The 15,346-nt window shown below is 75.4% G+C and carries 17 protein-coding genes; 10 read left to right on the forward strand and 7 right to left on the reverse strand.

What is annotated here, in order from left to right:
• The first annotated feature begins 13 nt into the window (after positions 1 to 13).
• From HL189_RS05805 to HL189_RS05815, 3 genes are read left to right on the forward strand one after another with little or no spacing between them, the layout of a single operon-like run.
• Positions 14 to 862, forward strand: a complete 849-nt coding sequence (locus HL189_RS05805) for a purine-nucleoside phosphorylase (RefSeq protein ID WP_369132762.1) — start codon at positions 14 to 16, stop codon at positions 860 to 862.
• 41 nt (positions 863 to 903) lie between these two features.
• A complete protein-coding gene (locus HL189_RS05810; protein ID WP_369132763.1) occupies positions 904 to 1,731 on the forward strand; it encodes an NAD-dependent epimerase/dehydratase family protein in 828 nt (275 codons plus the stop codon).
• Positions 1,728 to 3,353: a phospho-sugar mutase gene (locus tag HL189_RS05815; protein WP_369132764.1), complete on the forward strand. Its 1,626-nt coding sequence runs from the start codon at positions 1,728 to 1,730 to the stop codon at positions 3,351 to 3,353. The genes HL189_RS05810 and HL189_RS05815 overlap by 4 nt, the downstream gene beginning before the upstream one ends.
• A gap of 45 nt (positions 3,354 to 3,398) precedes the next feature.
• Here the strand turns inward: HL189_RS05815 and HL189_RS05820 are convergent, their stop codons facing one another.
• The 4 genes from HL189_RS05820 to upp form a co-directional block, all read right to left on the reverse strand.
• Positions 3,399 to 3,824 (reverse strand): DUF805 domain-containing protein, encoded by a 426-nt coding sequence (locus HL189_RS05820; RefSeq protein ID WP_369132765.1) that lies wholly within the window; start codon positions 3,822 to 3,824, stop codon positions 3,399 to 3,401.
• A 105-nt stretch (positions 3,825 to 3,929) separates the two neighbouring features.
• Positions 3,930 to 4,349, reverse strand: a complete 420-nt coding sequence (locus HL189_RS05825) for a DUF805 domain-containing protein (RefSeq protein ID WP_369132766.1) — start codon at positions 4,347 to 4,349, stop codon at positions 3,930 to 3,932.
• Between the two features lie 112 nt (positions 4,350 to 4,461).
• Positions 4,462 to 5,352, reverse strand: coding sequence for a Gfo/Idh/MocA family protein (locus HL189_RS05830; protein WP_369132767.1), 891 nt, complete (start codon positions 5,350 to 5,352; stop codon positions 4,462 to 4,464).
• A complete protein-coding gene (gene upp / locus HL189_RS05835) occupies positions 5,352 to 5,975 on the reverse strand; it encodes a uracil phosphoribosyltransferase (protein ID WP_369132768.1) in 624 nt (207 codons plus the stop codon). Before upp ends, HL189_RS05830 begins: the two co-directional genes overlap by 1 nt.
• Positions 5,976 to 6,169: 194 nt before the next feature.
• Here upp and HL189_RS05840 point away from each other — a divergent pair, with 194 nt between their 5' ends.
• Positions 6,170 to 6,634: a GNAT family N-acetyltransferase gene (locus tag HL189_RS05840; protein WP_369132769.1), complete on the forward strand. Its 465-nt coding sequence runs from the start codon at positions 6,170 to 6,172 to the stop codon at positions 6,632 to 6,634.
• On the opposite strand, the gene HL189_RS05845 is transcribed toward HL189_RS05840, so the two are convergent.
• Positions 6,635 to 7,045 carry a rhodanese-like domain-containing protein gene (locus tag HL189_RS05845; protein ID WP_369132770.1) on the reverse strand — a complete coding sequence of 137 codons (411 nt, stop codon included), beginning with the start codon at positions 7,043 to 7,045 and terminating at the stop codon, positions 6,635 to 6,637.
• Between the two features lie 36 nt (positions 7,046 to 7,081).
• On the opposite strand from HL189_RS05845, the gene HL189_RS05850 reads away from it, so the two are divergent.
• Positions 7,082 to 7,465, forward strand: coding sequence for a VOC family protein (locus HL189_RS05850; RefSeq protein WP_369132771.1), 384 nt, complete (start codon positions 7,082 to 7,084; stop codon positions 7,463 to 7,465).
• 7 nt (positions 7,466 to 7,472) lie between these two features.
• On the opposite strand, the gene HL189_RS05855 is transcribed toward HL189_RS05850, so the two are convergent.
• Positions 7,473 to 8,123: a maleylpyruvate isomerase family mycothiol-dependent enzyme gene (locus HL189_RS05855; RefSeq protein WP_369132772.1), complete on the reverse strand. Its 651-nt coding sequence runs from the start codon at positions 8,121 to 8,123 to the stop codon at positions 7,473 to 7,475.
• Positions 8,124 to 8,746: 623 nt separating this feature from the next.
• Here HL189_RS05855 and deoC point away from each other — a divergent pair.
• From deoC to HL189_RS05870, 3 genes are read left to right on the forward strand one after another with little or no spacing between them, the layout of a single operon-like run.
• Positions 8,747 to 9,751 (forward strand): deoxyribose-phosphate aldolase, encoded by a 1,005-nt coding sequence (gene deoC, locus HL189_RS05860; protein ID WP_369132773.1) that lies wholly within the window; start codon positions 8,747 to 8,749, stop codon positions 9,749 to 9,751.
• A 1-nt stretch (position 9,752) separates the two neighbouring features.
• Positions 9,753 to 11,198, forward strand: a complete 1,446-nt coding sequence (locus HL189_RS05865) for an aldehyde dehydrogenase family protein (protein WP_369132774.1) — start codon at positions 9,753 to 9,755, stop codon at positions 11,196 to 11,198.
• Complete coding sequence (locus HL189_RS05870) at positions 11,195 to 12,061, forward strand: aldehyde dehydrogenase family protein (RefSeq protein ID WP_369132775.1); 867 nt, start codon at positions 11,195 to 11,197, stop codon at positions 12,059 to 12,061. The genes HL189_RS05865 and HL189_RS05870 overlap by 4 nt, the downstream gene beginning before the upstream one ends.
• A 100-nt stretch (positions 12,062 to 12,161) precedes the next feature.
• On the opposite strand, the gene HL189_RS05875 is transcribed toward HL189_RS05870, so the two are convergent.
• Positions 12,162 to 12,800, reverse strand: coding sequence for a PadR family transcriptional regulator (locus HL189_RS05875; protein WP_369132776.1), 639 nt, complete (start codon positions 12,798 to 12,800; stop codon positions 12,162 to 12,164).
• A gap of 76 nt (positions 12,801 to 12,876) precedes the next feature.
• Here HL189_RS05875 and HL189_RS05880 point away from each other — a divergent pair, with 76 nt between their 5' ends.
• Together HL189_RS05880 and HL189_RS05885 are read left to right on the forward strand one after the other, a co-directional pair.
• Complete coding sequence (locus HL189_RS05880; protein WP_369132777.1) at positions 12,877 to 13,743, forward strand: class I SAM-dependent methyltransferase; 867 nt, start codon at positions 12,877 to 12,879, stop codon at positions 13,741 to 13,743.
• A gap of 60 nt (positions 13,744 to 13,803) precedes the next feature.
• Positions 13,804 to 15,249 (forward strand): hypothetical protein, encoded by a 1,446-nt coding sequence (locus HL189_RS05885; RefSeq protein ID WP_369132778.1) that lies wholly within the window; start codon positions 13,804 to 13,806, stop codon positions 15,247 to 15,249.
• Positions 15,250 to 15,346: the final 97 nt, after the last annotated feature.

Genomic DNA, 15,346 nt, shown 5'->3' on the forward strand with positions numbered 1-15,346 from the left:
CTACGTTCGCCGCGTGGACCACCCGAACGCCGCCGTCCCCACCGACCAGCATCCCCACCCGGCGCTGGTGACCGATCCCGCCGCCCTCGCCGCCCGGGCGGCGGAGGACCTGGTCACCGCCCTGGGCACCGGGCACGACATCGCGGTCGTGATGGGCTCGGGCTGGGCCCCGGCCGCCGAGGCCTTCGGCGAGACGCTCGCCGCCGTGGGGATCGGTGACCTCCCCGGGTTCGCCGCGCCGAGCGTGGCCGGGCACGGCGGCGAGGTCCGCTCCGTGCGGGTGGGGGCGCGCAAGGTGCTGCTGTTCCTCGGCCGCACGCACCTCTACGAGGGCCGCGGGGTGGAGCCGGTGGTGCACGGCATCCGGACCGCCGCGGCCGCGGGGGTGCGCACCGTCGTCCTCACGAACGCCGCCGGCGGCCTCGGCGCGGACCACCGGGTGGGCCAGGCGGTGCTGATCAGCGACCACCTCAACCTGACCGCCCGGTCGCCGCTCGTGGGCGGCACCTTCGTCGACCTGACCGACCTCTACTCCGCGCGGCTGCGCAGCCTGGCGAAGGAGATCGACCCGGTGCTGACCGAGGGCGTCTACGCCGCCCTGCCGGGGCCGCACTTCGAGACGCCGGCGGAGATCCGCATGCTCCGCACGCTGGGCGCGGACCTGGTGGGCATGTCGACGGCGCTGGAGGCGATCGCGGCCCGTGCCGCGGGCCTGGAGGTGTTCGGGCTGTCGATGGTCACCAACGCGGCGGCCGGGATCACCGGCGAGGCGCTGGACCACGAGGAGGTGCTCGAGGCGGGCCGGGCGGCGGCGGGCCGGCTGGGCGCGTTCCTGGTGGAGCTGATCGGGCGGATGCCGTGAGCGCCCCGCGGGAGCGAGCAGGTGATCGCGGAAGCGGGCCGGTGCTCATCACCGGCGCGGCCGGGAGCATCGGCACCGTGCTCCGCGGCGGCCTGCCGGAGAAGGGGTGGGCGCTGCGCAGCCTGGACGTCGTGGAGATCCGGGAGCCGCGCCCCGGCGAGGAGCACCGCGTCGCCGATGCCGCGGACCTGGCGGCGATGACCGACGCGGCCACCGGCGCCTCCGCCGTCGTCCACCTGGCCGGGCACCCCGGCGAGGCGACCTGGCCGGTGATCGCGCACTCGCACATCGAGACCACCCGGGCGGTGCTGGAGGCCGCCCGCCGGGCGGGGGTGCAGCGGGTGGTGCTGGCCAGCAGCAACCACGCCACCGGCTTCAGCCCGCGACCGGCCGGGGGCCTGCTGCGCGAGGCGGACGCCCACCACCGGCCGGACACCTACTACGGCGTCGCGAAGGTGACGATGGAGGCGCTCGGGTCGCTGTACGTCGACCGTTACGGGATGGACGTCGTCTGCCTGCGGATCGGCAGCGCGTTCCCCGAACCGACGACGGTGCGCCAGCTGGCCACCTGGCTCTCCCCCGGCGACACCGTCCGGCTGGTCGACGCCGCCCTGCGGACGCCCGCCCCGGGCTACGCCGTCGTCTGGGGCATCTCGGCCAACACCCGGGCCTGGTGGGACCTCTCCGCCGCCCGGGCCCTCGGGTACGACCCGCAGGACGACGCCGAGCCGTACGCCGAGGCGCTGATCGCCGCCTACGGCGAGCCGGACCCCGACGACCCGGTGCACGCCCGGGTGGGCGGTGAGTACACGCTGGCCGACCTGGACGCCGACGAGGTCGAGGCGCGGGCGCGGGCGGAGGGCCGGTGACGGTCCTGCAGGTCGCCCGGAAGTGGGCGGACGACGACCCGCACGACGCCGACCGCGCGGAGATCGAGGCGCTCATCGAGGCGGGCGACACCCGCGAGCTGACCAGCCGGTTCGCCGGTCCGCTGACCTTCGGCACGGCCGGCCTGCGCGGTCCGCTGCGCGCCGGGCCGGCCGGGATGAACGCGGCGGTGGTCACCCGGGCGGCGGCCGGCCTGGGCGCCTGGCTCACCGGGGCGAGGCACGGCGGTGGCGGGGTGGTCGTCGGCTACGACGCGCGGCGCCGGTCCGACGAGTTCGCCCGGGTGACGGCCGAGGTGCTCAGCGGCGCGGGGTTCGCCGTCCAGGTGCTGCCCCGGCCGCTGCCCACGCCGGTGCTCTCCTTCGCGGTGCGCTCCCTCGGCGCGGTCGCCGGGATCATGGTGACCGCCAGCCACAACCCCCCGCAGGACAACGGCTACAAGGTCTACCTGGCCGACGGCGCCCAGCTGGTGCCGCCGGCCGACGCGGAGATCGAGGCGGCGATCGCCGCGGTCGGCCCGCTGCGCGACCTCCCGCGCGGGGAGGAGTGGACGACGCTCGGCGACGACGTCGAGACCGACTACGTCGCCGCGGTGGTCGACGCGCTGGAGCCGGGACGCGTGCCGCTGGCCGACCGGCAGCGGCTGGTCGTCGCGTACACCGCGATGCACGGGATCGGCTCGGCCACCACGCGGCGGGTGTTCGAGGCCGCGGGATTCGCCCCGCTGCACGCCGTCCCCCAGCAGGACCTGCCCGACCCGCACTTCCCGACCGTGTCGTTCCCCAACCCGGAGGAGCCGGGCGCGGTCGACCTGCTCACCGCGCTGGCCGGGCGGGTCGGCGCGGACCTGGCGATCGCCCAGGACCCCGACGCCGACCGCTGCTCGGTGGTCTGCGGCGGCCGGCAGCTGACCGGCGACGAGGTCGGTGTGCTGCTCGCCGACTGGCTGCTGCGCCGCGGGGTCACCGGCACCTACGCGGCGTCGCTGGTGAGCGGCTCGCTGCTGCGCGAGCTCGCCCGGGCGCACGGCGTGCCCTTCGCGGAGACGCCGACCGGGTTCAAGTGGATCATCCGGGCCGGCTCGGCCGCGGCACCGCTGGCGTTCGGCTACGAGGAGGCGCTCGGCTACGCGGTGACCCCGTCGGTGGCCCGGGACAAGGACGGCGTCTCCGCGTCGCTGGCGGTCGCGCTGCTCGCGGCCGAGCTGGCGGCCGAGGGCCGCACGCTCCCCGACCGGCTGGACGAGCTCGCGGTGGAGCACGGCCTGTTCGCCACCGGCCAGCTGTCCGCGCGGGTGGATGACCTGTCGCTGATCGCCGGGGCGATGGAGCGGCTGCGGGCGCGGCCGCCGGCGCAGCTGCTCGGGCGGGACGTCGCCGCGACCGACCTGCGGGACGCCGACCCGCCGGTGGACGGGGTGCGGCTCGCCGGCGACGGCGTGCGGGTCACCGTCCGGCCCAGCGGGACCGAGCCGAAGCTCAAGGCGTACCTGGAGACCGTCGTCCCGGTCGCCGACCCCGCAGGGGTGCCCGCCGCCCGCCGGCGTGCGGCGGACGAGCTGGACCGGCTGCGCACGGAGATGGCCGCCGCGCTGGGCCTGTAGACCGGCGCGGGCGGCGCACCCCCGGGCGCGCCGCCCGCTCGCCGGTCAGCTGTAGGACGCCGGGTAGCCGGGCTCCAGGACCCGGTCGCCGGCCGGGGGCGGGCCGTACCGGTTGGGTCCCGGGGTGCCGGGGACGAAGCCGCACATCACCAGCAGGACCAGCCAGCCGACCAGCGGGATCAGCAGGAGCAGCAGCCAGGCGGCCGACTTGTCCTGGTCGTGCAGCCGGGTGACCGTCGAGGAGATCGACGGGACCAGCGTGAGCACCGTGACCGCGATCGCGACCGGCCCCATGCTGTACCAGGCGCTGGCGCTGCTGGCGGTGGTCGTCGTCTCCAGCTCGGCGAAGCCCATGGCCAGGTCGATCACCGACGCGATGATGCCGAGCACGACCAGTGGCAGCACGTAGTACAGCCAGAAGGTGCGGCGGGTGATGCGGCCGCGGGAGACGTACCACTGCGCGATGTTCACGTGGACCTCACTGTGGGAGCCGGGCCGCCCGTTCGGGCGGTGGCTCATCCTGGCGGTCACGCTGCGCGGTGTCTGTGCCCCGGACGGGTGACACGCCGCCGGGGGTCAGGTCCAGGTCGGCGGCGGGTACAGCGGCTCCTCGGCCGGCTCGGGGCCCGACCGGGAGGGGGGCCCGTACCGGTTCACGCCGCGGTGGCCGGGCACCAGGCCGGTGAGCACGAACAGCGCGAGCTGCCCGACGGCGGGGACGAGGGCGAGCAGCAGCAGCCACGCCGGCAGGCCGCGGTCGTGCAGCCGGGTCACGCTCGACGAGATCGAGGCCGGCGCGGCGAGCAGGCCCACGAAGGTGGACAGCGGCCCGTAGGTGAGGTCCGGCTGCGCGGCGGTGGGCAGGCTCCCCGCCCCGGTGGTCAGGTCGGCGAGGAGGGCGAGCAGCGCCAGGCCGGTCAGCGGCAGCGTGTAGTGCAGCCACCAGGTCCGGCGGTCGATCCGCCCGCGCCGGACGTACCACTGCCAGAAGCTCACGGGTCCCCTCCTTGCCGTCCGGTCCCCACCATCCTCCCCGCCGGCCGGGGTGCCGCGCCGGGCGGCCGGCCGGACACGCCGCGCACCGGGCGCCAGCGGCCCGCCCGGGGGGTCATCCGCCGACGGTCTCGCGGCAGCCGCTGGCCAGCGCGCGCTGGGCGGTCTCGATCACCCGGACGACGTCCCGGCCGAAGGTGACGTCGCAGGGGTGCGACCCGCCGGTCAGCGCCGCCGCGGAGAGCTCGTCGACGGCGACGCGGTGCGCCTCCACCGCGGTGCCGGACTCCGGCAGCAGGACCAGTCGCCCGGCGTCTCCGTGCACCCAGACGTCGATCCCGGCGGCGAGCTCGGAGCTGGTGTGCGACAGCGTCACCGTGCTGGCGCGCCCCTCGGGGTGGGTGAGGACCAGGTGGACGGTGTCGCCCTGCCCGCGGCCGGCCTGCACCGCCGTGACCGGGCCGAGCGCCGGGACGAGGAGCGCGAGGGCGTGCGGCCCGATGTCCCACAGCGCGCCGTGCTCGTGCCGCCAGGGCGAGTGGCCGAAGGGGCTGCCGGCGAGGGACCCGATCCAGGTGAGCGCACCGCCGGCGAGAGTGGTGCGGGCGGCCTGCTGCAGCCAGGTGGAGGTCGCCGTCCGGAACCGGGCGGTGAAGAAGACGACCGACGCGACGCCGGCGGCCCGGGCCGCGTCGACCGCCCGGTCGGCGCCGGCCAGGTCGAGGGCGATCGGCTTCTCCATCAGCAGGTGCCGGCCCGCCTGCGCAGCCGCGACGGCGAGCGGCACCTGCACGTCCGGGGGGACGGCGATGCTGACCGCGTCGACGTCGGCGAGGAGCTGGTCGAGGTCGGTGGTGCCGGGGACGTCGAACTGCGCCCCGGCCGCCTTCGCCTTGCCGAGGTCGCGGCCCCAGACGCCGACCAGCTCCGCGTCGGTGTGCCCGGCCAGGGAGGCGGCGTGCACCTCGCGCGCCCAGTAGCCGGTGCCGAGCACCGCGAAGCGCATCAGACGGCGCCGAACTGGCGGTCTCCGGCGTCGCCGAGGCCGGGGACGATGTAGGCGTTCTCGTTGAGGCGCTCGTCGACGCTGGCGGTGAACACGCGCAGCGGCAGGCCGCTGCCGGCCAGCCGCTCCAGCCCCTCGGGGGCGGCCAGGACGCAGAGGACGGTGATGTCGGTGGCGCCGCGCTCGGTGAGCAGGGTGCAGCAGTGCACCAGCGAGCCGCCGGTGGCCAGCATGGGGTCGAGGACGAAGACGGCCCGGTCGACCAGCGACTCCGGGAGTGAGGCCATGTAGGCCTCGGGCTGCAGGGTGGCCTCGTTGCGGGCCAGCCCGACGAAGCCCATCTGCGACTCGGGGAGCATGCCGTGCGCGGTGTCCGCCATGCCGAGGCCGGCGCGGAGCACCGGGACGATGAGCGGCGGGGACGCCAGCCGGTAGCCGGTGGTCTCGGTGACCGGCGTGGTGATCGGCTCCTCGGCGACGGCGAGGTCACGGGTGGCCTCGTAGACCAGCATCTGGGTCAGCTCGCGCAGTGCGGCCCGGAAGGTGGCGTTGTCGGTGCGCTCGTCACGCATCCGCGAGAGCCGGGCGCGGGCGATCGGGTGGTCCACGACGGTCAGCTGCACGGCGGACACCGTATCGGCCGGGCCGGGCCGGGGCGCGGGCCCGGCCAGCCGGTCGCCGGGGCTGGCAGGATCGCGCCCGTGACGACGAGCCCGGGGTGGCGCCGCCGCTAGGTGGCTGCCCCGCGTCGTCCGGCCCACCTGCCCCCGTGGGCCGTACCCGCACGTCCGGGCCCACCCTCGCCGAGGAGCTGCCCGTGTCCGTCCGTCTCGCCCCGCTGCCGGCCTCGGCGGCCGGGGAACTGCTCACCCTGCAGCGCGCCGCGTACGTGAGCGAGGCGCAGCTGTACGACGACGTCCGGCTGCCCGCCCTGGTGCAGACGCTGGACGAGCTGGTCGGCGAGCTCGACGGGTCCACGTGCGCGGCGGCCTGGGAGGGCACCCGGCTGGTCGGCGCCGTGCGCAGCCGTGAGCGGGGCGGCGTGCTGCACGTCGGCCGGCTGGTGGTCGCGCCCGACCTGCAGGGACGGGGGATCGGGTCACGACTGCCGGGTGCTGCCGAGGCCGCGACGGCGCTGCCCCGGGCCACGCTGTCCACCGGAGCCCGCAGCCTGGCCGACCTCCGGCTCTACCGGCGGCACGGTTACGTCGACAGCCACCGCGAGACGCTGCGCCCGGGCCTGGAGCTGGTGCACCTGGTCGAGGAGCTGGACGTGCCCTGATCACTCGCGCACGTCGGCGGGGCCGGCGACCGTCGGGAGCCCGGCGGCGAGCCACGCCTCGACCCCGCCGGCCAGGTCGGTCGCCCGGTCCAGGCCGAGCGCCCGCAGGGACGCGGCGGCCAGGCTGGAGCTGTAGCCCTGCCGGCAGACCACGACGACCCGGAGGTCCGCGCCGGTCGCCTCGGGGATGCGGGCGGCCGATGCCGGGTCGAGCCGCCACTCCAGGACCGTGCGGTCGATGACGAGCACACCGGGGAGCAGCTCGGGTGGCAGTTCGCCCTGGCGACGGCGCTGGGCCTCGGTCCGGGTGTCGACGACGAGGGCGCCGCGCCGGGCTGCGGCGACCGTCTCCTCGGGGGTCAGCCGCTGGACGCCGCGGCGGCTGGCGGCCAGCAGGTCGTCGACGGTCACCCGGTCGAGCGTGCCAGGACGGGCGAGGATGGCCGCATGGAGGTGCTGAGCAGCCGGGTGCTGATCCGTCCGGTGGACCCGGCGCGGAGCAGGGCCTTCTACCGGGACGTCCTCGGCCTGGCCGTGCACCGGGAGTTCGGCTCGCCGGACGAGCCGGGGCTGGTGTTCTTCACCGGCAACGGGCTGCTGGAGGTGTCCGGCCGTTCGGACGGTCCGGTGGGTGGCGTGGCGCTGTGGCTGCAGGTCCGCGACGTCGCCGCCGAGGTGGGCCGGCTGTCCGCCGCGGGCGTGCCGGTGCTCCGGGCGCCGCAGCAGGAGCCGTGGGGGCTGGTCGAGGCCTGGGTCGCCGATCCGGACGGCATCCGGATCGTGCTCGTCGAGGTGCCCGCGGACCACCCGCTGCGCCGCGACCAGCGCTGACCCCGCGTCAGCTGCCGGTCCGGGCGGCGGCCTCCCCCACACCCGGGCCCGTCACCCCGGTGGCGGCGACGGGACGCCCGGTCGCCAGCAGCAGGAGGTCCCCGGCTCGACCGCGGACCTCGGTGCCGCGGCCCGCCGTCCAGTCGATGTCGGTGGCCACCAGGCGCAACCCGCGCAACCGGCGGTCGGGGTGGCCGTAGAAGACGTTGGACCACACGTGCCGCAACGCGGGGACGGCGAGCTCCGGGGGTGTCGGCAGCTCGCGTCCGAGCGGGCGGGCGATGTCCTGGCTGTGCACGAGGACGTCGACCAGCGGGTCCCAGGCGCTGGACAGGCCCAGCCGCCGGTCCAGGTCGGCCGTTGCGCGCAGCTGGGCGAGGAGCTCCGACGGGGAGAACCGGGCCGCGTGCTCGCGCGCGAGGGCGGCGTCGGCGCGCTCGAAGTCGCCGCGGGCACGCAGCACGCGCCAGAACACCCGCGCGGTCGACTGCCGGGTGGAGAGGGCGAGATGGGCGAGGACGTCGTGCGCCGTCCACTCCCGGCACAGCGAGGGTGCGGCCCACTCGTGACCGGCCAGCGTGTCGAGCAGGTCGGCGAGAGCGCGCCGCCGGTCGGCGACGGCGGGCAGCAGCTGGACACGTGGACGGCGTTCGCTCACGAGGGCGCTCCGGGTGCAGGTCGGGGTGGACACCAGGGAGGACGCCCGGACGGCGCAGGACTCATCGCCGGCGGACGACGTCCACGGCATCCCCCAGCAACTCACAGGCGGGGGCCGATTCGGATCTCGGGGCCGTCGGGGCCCCAGGTGCGCCATCGGCCATCGGGTAGTCGCTCGACCCGGAAGCCGTGGTGGACCTTGGTGTGCAGAAGGACCACCCCCTGCCCACGACTCGCAGGCTCGCCGCGGGTCCCTGGGGGTGGCCGGGTGGTGGACCTCGCACCACCAGGTCGGCGCCCCGCAGCCGGCGAGCACGCAGCCCTCGTCGCGCCGTTCCACCGCCCGGCGCAGCCCCGGGGTGACCACCCGGTGGTCCCGGCCCAGGTCCAGCGGCACCCCGTCGGGGCCCATCACGATCCGGACGTGTGTTCGCGTATATCTGCCAGCGACACCCCTCGCAGAGTGAATCCCCAGCTCAGGTCGTTGTCCACAGATTCCGACCAGGGCTTGACCGCGTGCCACGAGGCCAGGTCGAAGGTGCACGGTCAGGCTGACGAAGCCGGCCGGCAGGCGCCGTCCCGGCGAACCGCGGTCCTGTCGGTGGGCAGTGGAGAATGCCCGGCATGACCCACGTGCTCGACCCGAACGCGCTGGACGGCGCGGGCAGCCAGGACACCGCGCCGGGCGCCCCGCCCGGGCCGTTCGCCGACGTGACCCGCTCCGGCGACGCCTTCCGTGCGTTCCTGCACGGGCTGCCCGGGGTCGACCAGGTCGGCGCGGAGATCCGGGCGAAGGTGCTCGGCACCCGGTCGATCAAGACCACCGCGAAGGCGTGGGCGATCGACACCGCGATCTCGATGGTCGACCTGACCACGCTGGAGGGCGCGGACACCCCCGGGAAGGTGCGGAGCCTCGCCGCCAAGGCACGCCGTCCCGACCCGGAGGACCTCACCTGCCCGTCGGTCGCCGCGGTCTGCGTCTACGGCGACCTCGCCGGCGTGGCCAAGGAGGCCGTCCAGGGCACCGGGATCAAGGTCGCCGCCGTCGCCACCGCCTTCCCCAGCGGCCGCGCCAGCCGCGCGGTGAAGCTCGCCGACGTCCGGGACGCCGTCGCCAACGGCGCCGACGAGATCGACATGGTCATCGACCGCGGCGCGTTCCTCGCCGGCCGCTACCTTGACGTCTTCGACGAGATCGTCGCGGTGAAGGAGGCCTGCGGGCCCGCGCACCTCAAGGTCATCCTGGAGACCGGCGAGCTCGTCACCTACGACAACGTGCGGCGGGCGAGCTGGCTGGCCATGCTCGCCGGCAGCGACTTCATCAAGACCTCAACCGGCAAGGTCTCCCCGGCCGCGACGCTGCCGGTCTGCCTGGTGATGCTCGAGGCGGTCCGCGACTTCCGCGCCGCGACCGGCCGCCAGGTCGGCCTCAAGCCCGCCGGCGGCATCCGGACGACGAAGGACGCGATCAAGCACCTGGTGCTCGTCAACGAGACCGCCGGCGCCGACTGGCTGTCCCCCGACTGGTTCCGCCTGGGCGCCTCCAGCCTGCTCAACGACCTGCTCCTGCAGCGGCAGAAGCTCCGCACCGGCCACTACTCCGGCCCCGACCACGTGAGCGTCGACTGACATGACCAGCCTGTTCGAGTACGCCCCCGCCCCCGAGTCGCGATCGATCGTCGACGTCCGACCGAGTTACGGCCTGTTCGTCGACGGCGAGTTCACCGACGGCACCGGCAGCACCATGAAGACGGTCAACCCGGCCACGGAGGAGGTGCTCAGCGAGGTCACCGTCGGCAGCAGCGAGGACGTCGATCGTGCGGTGCGGGCCGCCCGCCGCGCGTTCACCCGGGTCTGGGGGCCGATGCGCCCGGCCGACCGCGGCAAGTACCTGTTCCGGATCGCCCGACTGCTGCAGGAACGCGCCCGGGAGTTCGCCGTCCTGGAGTCGCTGGACAACGGCAAGCCGATCCGCGAGTCCCGCGACTTCGACGTCCCGCAGGCGGCCGCGCACTTCTTCCACCACGCCGGCTGGGCCGACAAGCTCGACCACGCCGGCCTCGGCCCGGCACCGCGCCCGCTCGGGGTGGCCGGTCAGGTCATCCCGTGGAACTTCCCGATGCTCATGCTCGCCTGGAAGATCGCCCCTGCGCTCGCCACCGGCAACACCGTCGTCCTCAAGCCGGCCGAGACGACGCCGCTCACCGCGCTGCTTTTCGCCGAGGTGTGCCAGCAGGCGGACCTGCCGCCCGGCGTGGTGAACATCGTGACCGGTGCCGGGGAGACCGGCCGCTCACTCGTCGCCCACCCCGACGTGGACAAGGTCGCGTTCACCGGCTCCACCGAGGTCGGCCGGGAGATCGCCCGCTCCGTCGCCGGCACGCAGAAGCGGCTGACCCTGGAGCTGGGCGGCAAGGCGGCGAACATCGTGTTCGACGACGCCCCGATCGACCAGGCCGTCGAGGGCATCGTCCGCGGCATCTTCTTCAACCAGGGCCACGTGTGCTGTGCCGGCTCCCGGCTGCTGGTGCAGGAGTCGGTGCACGACGAGCTGCTGGCCTCCCTGCAGCGGCGCATCGGCACGCTGCGCATCGGCGACCCGCTGGACAAGAACACCGACATCGGCGCGATCAACTCGGCCGAGCAGCTGGTCCGGATCCGCGAGCTGTCCGAGATCGGCGAGGCGGAGGGGGCACGGCGCTGGCAGCCCGAGTGCACGCTGCCCGACCGGGGCTGGTGGTTCCCGCCCACGGTGTTCACCGACGTCTCCGCCGCGCACCGCATCGCCCGGGACGAGGTGTTCGGTCCGGTGCTCTCCGTGCTCACCTTCCGCACCCCCGACGAGGCGGTCGCCAAGGCCAACAACACCACGTACGGGCTGTCGGCCGGGGTCTGGACGGAGAAGGGCTCCCGGATCCTCTCGATCACCGACCGGCTGCGCGCCGGGGTGGTCTGGGCCAACACCTTCAACGAGTTCGACCCGACCTCGCCGTTCGGCGGCTACAAGCAGTCCGGGTACGGCCGCGAGGGCGGCCGGCAGGGGCTCGCGGCCTACCTGCAGGGAGACGACCGATGAGCGACCGGCTGGCCGTGCGCAAGACCTACAAGCTCTACCTGGGCGGGGCGTTCCCCCGCTCGGAGTCCGGCCGCACGTACGAGGTGACCGACGCGCGGGGTCACTTCCTGGCCAACGCCGCCCGGGCGTCCCGCAAGGACGCGCGGGACGCCGTCGTGGCTGCCCGCGGCGCGTTCGCGAAGTGGTCCGGCGCCACCGCCTACAACCGGGGCCAGGTGCTCTACCGGGTCGCCGAGGTGATGGAGGGCCGCGCCGCGCAGTTCGCCGAGGAGGTCGCAGCCGGCGAGGGGCTGTCGGCGGGCAAGGCGCGCGCCGCCGTCGACGCCGCGATCGACCGGTGGGTCTGGTACGCCGGGTGGACCGACAAGCTCGCCGGCGTCCTGGGCAGCAGCAACCCGGTCGCCGGCCCGTACTTCGGGTTCTCGGTGCCCGAGCCGACCGGGGTGGTCGCCGTCCTGGCGCCGCAGCGCAGCTCGCTGCTCGGGCTGGTGAGCGTGGTCGCGCCGGTGCTGGCCGCGGGCAACACCGCGGTCGTGGTCAGCTCGCTGGCGCGCCCGCTGCCGGCCATCACCCTCGGCGAGGTGCTGGCCACCTCCGACGTCCCCGGCGGCGTGGCCAACCTGCTCACCGGGGACGCCGCGGAGCTCGGCCCGTGGCTGGCCGAGCACGCGGACGTCGACGGGATCGACCTGGCCGGCGCACCCACGCCGCTGGCCATGGAGCTGGAGCGCTCGGCCGCCGGCACGATCAAGCGGGTGCTGCGCGCGCCGGCCGAGGAGCCGGACTGGACGGCGGACCCCGGGTTGTCCCGGATGCGCCCGTTCCTGGAGACAAAGAGCGTCTGGCATCCGATGGGGGTGTGAGGCCCCGTCCAGGGTCCCGCCCTGAGCTGGCGAAGGGTGGGGAGGACGGGTCCTCCTGCTGGCATCCGATCGGCGTCTGAGGGAAGGGCCGGCGGCCGCGTCACCACTCGGCGCGCCGGGCGATGCCCTCCAGCTCCCCCGGCTCGGGCCGGGCGTCGGCGGGCTGGTCCGGCCAGCGCTCGACCACGCCGGTCGCCCAGTCCGCCCAGTCGTCGACCATCCGGTAGTACGCCGTCAGGAAGCCGCCGACCAGCGCCCCCTGCGCGGCACGCTCCTGGAAGGGACCCTCGCCGGCGGCGTAGCTGCGTGCGGCCGCGGCGTTCTCCCGGTTGCGTTCGGCCGCCCACTCCCGGACGGAGGCCAGGGTCGCCAGGGTGTCGGCCCGGGTGCCGTACTCCGCGAAGCCGACCTTCAGCAGCCCCTCGAACTCGAGGACCGGGCCGTCTCCCGGCACGGCGAGCCAGTCCGCCAGCGCCCGCCGCCCCTCGTCGGTGATGGAGTACACGGTGCGCACCCGGCGGCCGACCCGCTCCGACCGCGCCCGAGCGAGGCCGCGGCGGGCGAGCTTCTTGGGCTCCTCGTAGAGCTTGCTGGTCGCGCGCGGCCACATCCGGCCGAGGCTCCGGTCCATCTGCCGGGTCAACTCGTAGGTGCTCCATGGCCGCACGCCCAGCAGGCACAGCAGCGCGAAGGACGTCGTGGTGAGCCGCGACGCCGGAGCGGGGTCCTTCTCGGCCATGGGATCGAGCCTCTCGTTGACGCGTGCGTCCCCGAGGAGTAGACACCAGATACTCCCCAAGGGACTACATGAGGCGGTGGCAGCCGTGACGCCGACGTCGTTGCAGGTCGATCCGACCAATGCCGACCAGGCCCGGGCGTGGAACGGGGACCAGGGCGCCTACTGGGCCGCGCACGCGTCCGCCTTCGAGTCCGCGGCCAGCGGCTACGACGACGCCTTCTCCGCCGCGACCGCCATCACGGCCGGCGAGCGGGTCCTCGACGTGGGCTGCGGCGCCGGCGGGACCACCGTGGCGGCCGCCCGGCGAGCCGGCCCGGCGGGGGACGCGCTCGGCGTCGACCTCTCCGCACCCCTGCTCGAGGTCGCCCGGGCCCGCGCCCGCGCGGAGGGCATCGGCAACGCGCGGTTCCTCCAGGCCGACGCCCAGGTGCACCCCTTCCCGACGGCCGGCTTCGACGTCGTCATCAGCCGGACGGGCGCCATGTTCTTCGGCGACCCGGTCGCCGCCTTCACCAACCTGGCCCGGGCCGTGCGGCCTGGTGGACGGATGGTGCTGCTCGCCTGGCAGTCGCTGGACCGCAACGAGTGGCTGACGGCACCAGTGGCCGCCCTCGCGGCCGGCCGTGAGATCCCCACCCCACCGCCGCACGCACCGGGCCCCTTCGCGTTCGGTGACCCGGACCGGGTGCGCGACCTCCTCGGGTCGGCCGGGTGGGCCGACGTCCGCTGCACCGACGTCCAGGCGCCGCTGCGGTACGGCGGCGACGTCGAGGAGGCCCACCAGCTGGTCAGCGGGTTGATGTCCTGGCTGCTCGCCGACCTGGACGACGAGCGGCGGAGGCAGGCGCTGGAGGACCTCCGCCGCTCGCTGCAGGAGCACCTCGGGCCCGGCGGCGTCCGGTACCGATCGGCCGCGTGGCTGGTCACGGCCCGCCGCCCCTGAGAGCGGAGCCGGATCGAGCCCGCTTCGCGAGCACACAGCCGTTACGGGCAGGATGGACCGGTGGCCAGGCCCAGCATCGTCCCGATCGCCCTCACCCTCGATGATCGAACCGGCTACACGCTGTGGGCTCCGCCCTGGGAGGAGGACGGCGAGGAGTGGCAGGCGTTCCTCGGCAGCACCGTCGAGGACGAGGACGACGAGGACGGCGACGCCACCGCCGTCGTCCACCTGTTCCCCTCCCCCGCCGCGCTGGCGGTGTTCTGCCGCACCGCCACCGACCACGACCTCGCCGACCACCCGGTCTGGCCGGTCGTGGCCACGCTCGGCGCGGCGGACCTGACCCCCGACGAGGAGCACCGGTACGACCTGGACGGCGTCTACGACGTGGTCGCGGAGAACCCGGACCGCTGGGCCGTCGAGGAGCTGGCCTCGGTGGTCGACATGGTGGGCCGGATCGCCGAGTGCTGCGACGCCGCCGGTGACGATGACGACGACCTCGACGACGACGAGGACGAGACCGCCTTCGAGAACGTCGCCGAGCTGGTCGCCCGTCCCGAGGTCGCCGCACTCGGCCTCGGGGTGCAGGCCTTCCTCGGCCGCGACGGCGAGGAGGCATGGTCGCGCCTGGGCACCGCCGTCGACGACCTGTGGGAGGACGTCCTCGAGGAGCTCGACGAGCACCTCGACTGGACCGGCGCCGGCACGGTCTCCCCCGACGACTACCCGCCGGCCGGCGAGGAGGCCGAGGCCCGCGCCGCGGACCCGGACGACCTCGAGGACGGCGACGTCACCCTCGTCGACGAGGACGAGGACGTGGAGGTCGTCGACGCCGCGCCGGACGCCGCCACCCGCCGGCCGGCCGGGGCGACCGCCGCCGCACCCGCGGAGGTCACCGGCACCCGGACCATCGCCGGCGGTGGCCGGCTGAGCGCCAGCCCCGCCGCCGTGGCCGCGGCCCAGGAGTTCTGGGAGGCGGTCGGCATCCTGCCGGTGGAGCTCGTCGTCCCGGAGGGCGCCGGGCTGACCCTGCGCTGCTACGTGGAGGACCGGGCCCGGTTCCTCGGCCGGGACGGCCGGGTCTTCCTCTTCCCCTCACCTGAGGAGCTGACCCGGTTCTGCGCCGGCGACGAGCCGCACGACCTGACCGAGATCGCGTCCTGGCCGGAGGTCGCCGACACCGACGTCCCGCCGCTGCCGGCCGACCAGGACCGCTACGACCTCCCGCAGTTCGGCGAGGTGCTCGACGAGGTCGCCGCCGGCGCCGGCGGGCTGGTGCAGCACGAGGCCCTGCTGCTACCGGTCGAGGGCGTGCGCGACGTCGCCGAGTACGCCGGTCTCGCCCGGGTCGAGCAGCTGCTGTCGCCGGGCACGCCGCTGGGCCGGGCGGTGGCCCGCGGCGAGGCCGATCCGACGGCGCTGCTGCCCGCCGAGGAGGCCGGTGCGCTGCGCGCCGCGTGGGACGACGTGGTGACCGAGGTCAGCGGGGCGCTGGTCTTCCGCACCTGAGCGACGGCTGGGACGGCGACGGCCGGCCCCCGCGGTAGCGGGAGCCGGCCGTCGCCGTCAGGCCCCCTTGCAGGGTCCCGGCGCGAGCTAGCGAGCG

This window comes from Modestobacter sp. I12A-02662 (assembly GCF_041028325.1).
Taxonomy (GTDB): Bacteria; Actinomycetota; Actinomycetes; order Mycobacteriales; family Geodermatophilaceae; genus Modestobacter.

Excerpts from the sequence above, each read along its gene's own strand:
- HL189_RS05830 (WP_369132767.1), bottom strand. The coding sequence starts at position 5,352 with ATGCGCTTCGCGGTGCTCGGCACCGGCTACTGGGCGCGCGAGGTGCAC.
- HL189_RS05870 (WP_369132775.1), top strand. The coding sequence starts at position 11,195 with ATGAGCGACCGGCTGGCCGTGCGCAAGACCTACAAGCTCTACCTGGGC.
- HL189_RS05850 (WP_369132771.1), top strand. The coding sequence starts at position 7,082 with ATGGAGGTGCTGAGCAGCCGGGTGCTGATCCGTCCGGTGGACCCGGCG.
- deoC (WP_369132773.1), top strand. The coding sequence starts at position 8,747 with ATGACCCACGTGCTCGACCCGAACGCGCTGGACGGCGCGGGCAGCCAG.
- HL189_RS05875 (WP_369132776.1), bottom strand. The coding sequence starts at position 12,800 with ATGGCCGAGAAGGACCCCGCTCCGGCGTCGCGGCTCACCACGACGTCC.
- HL189_RS05865 (WP_369132774.1), top strand. The coding sequence starts at position 9,753 with ATGACCAGCCTGTTCGAGTACGCCCCCGCCCCCGAGTCGCGATCGATC.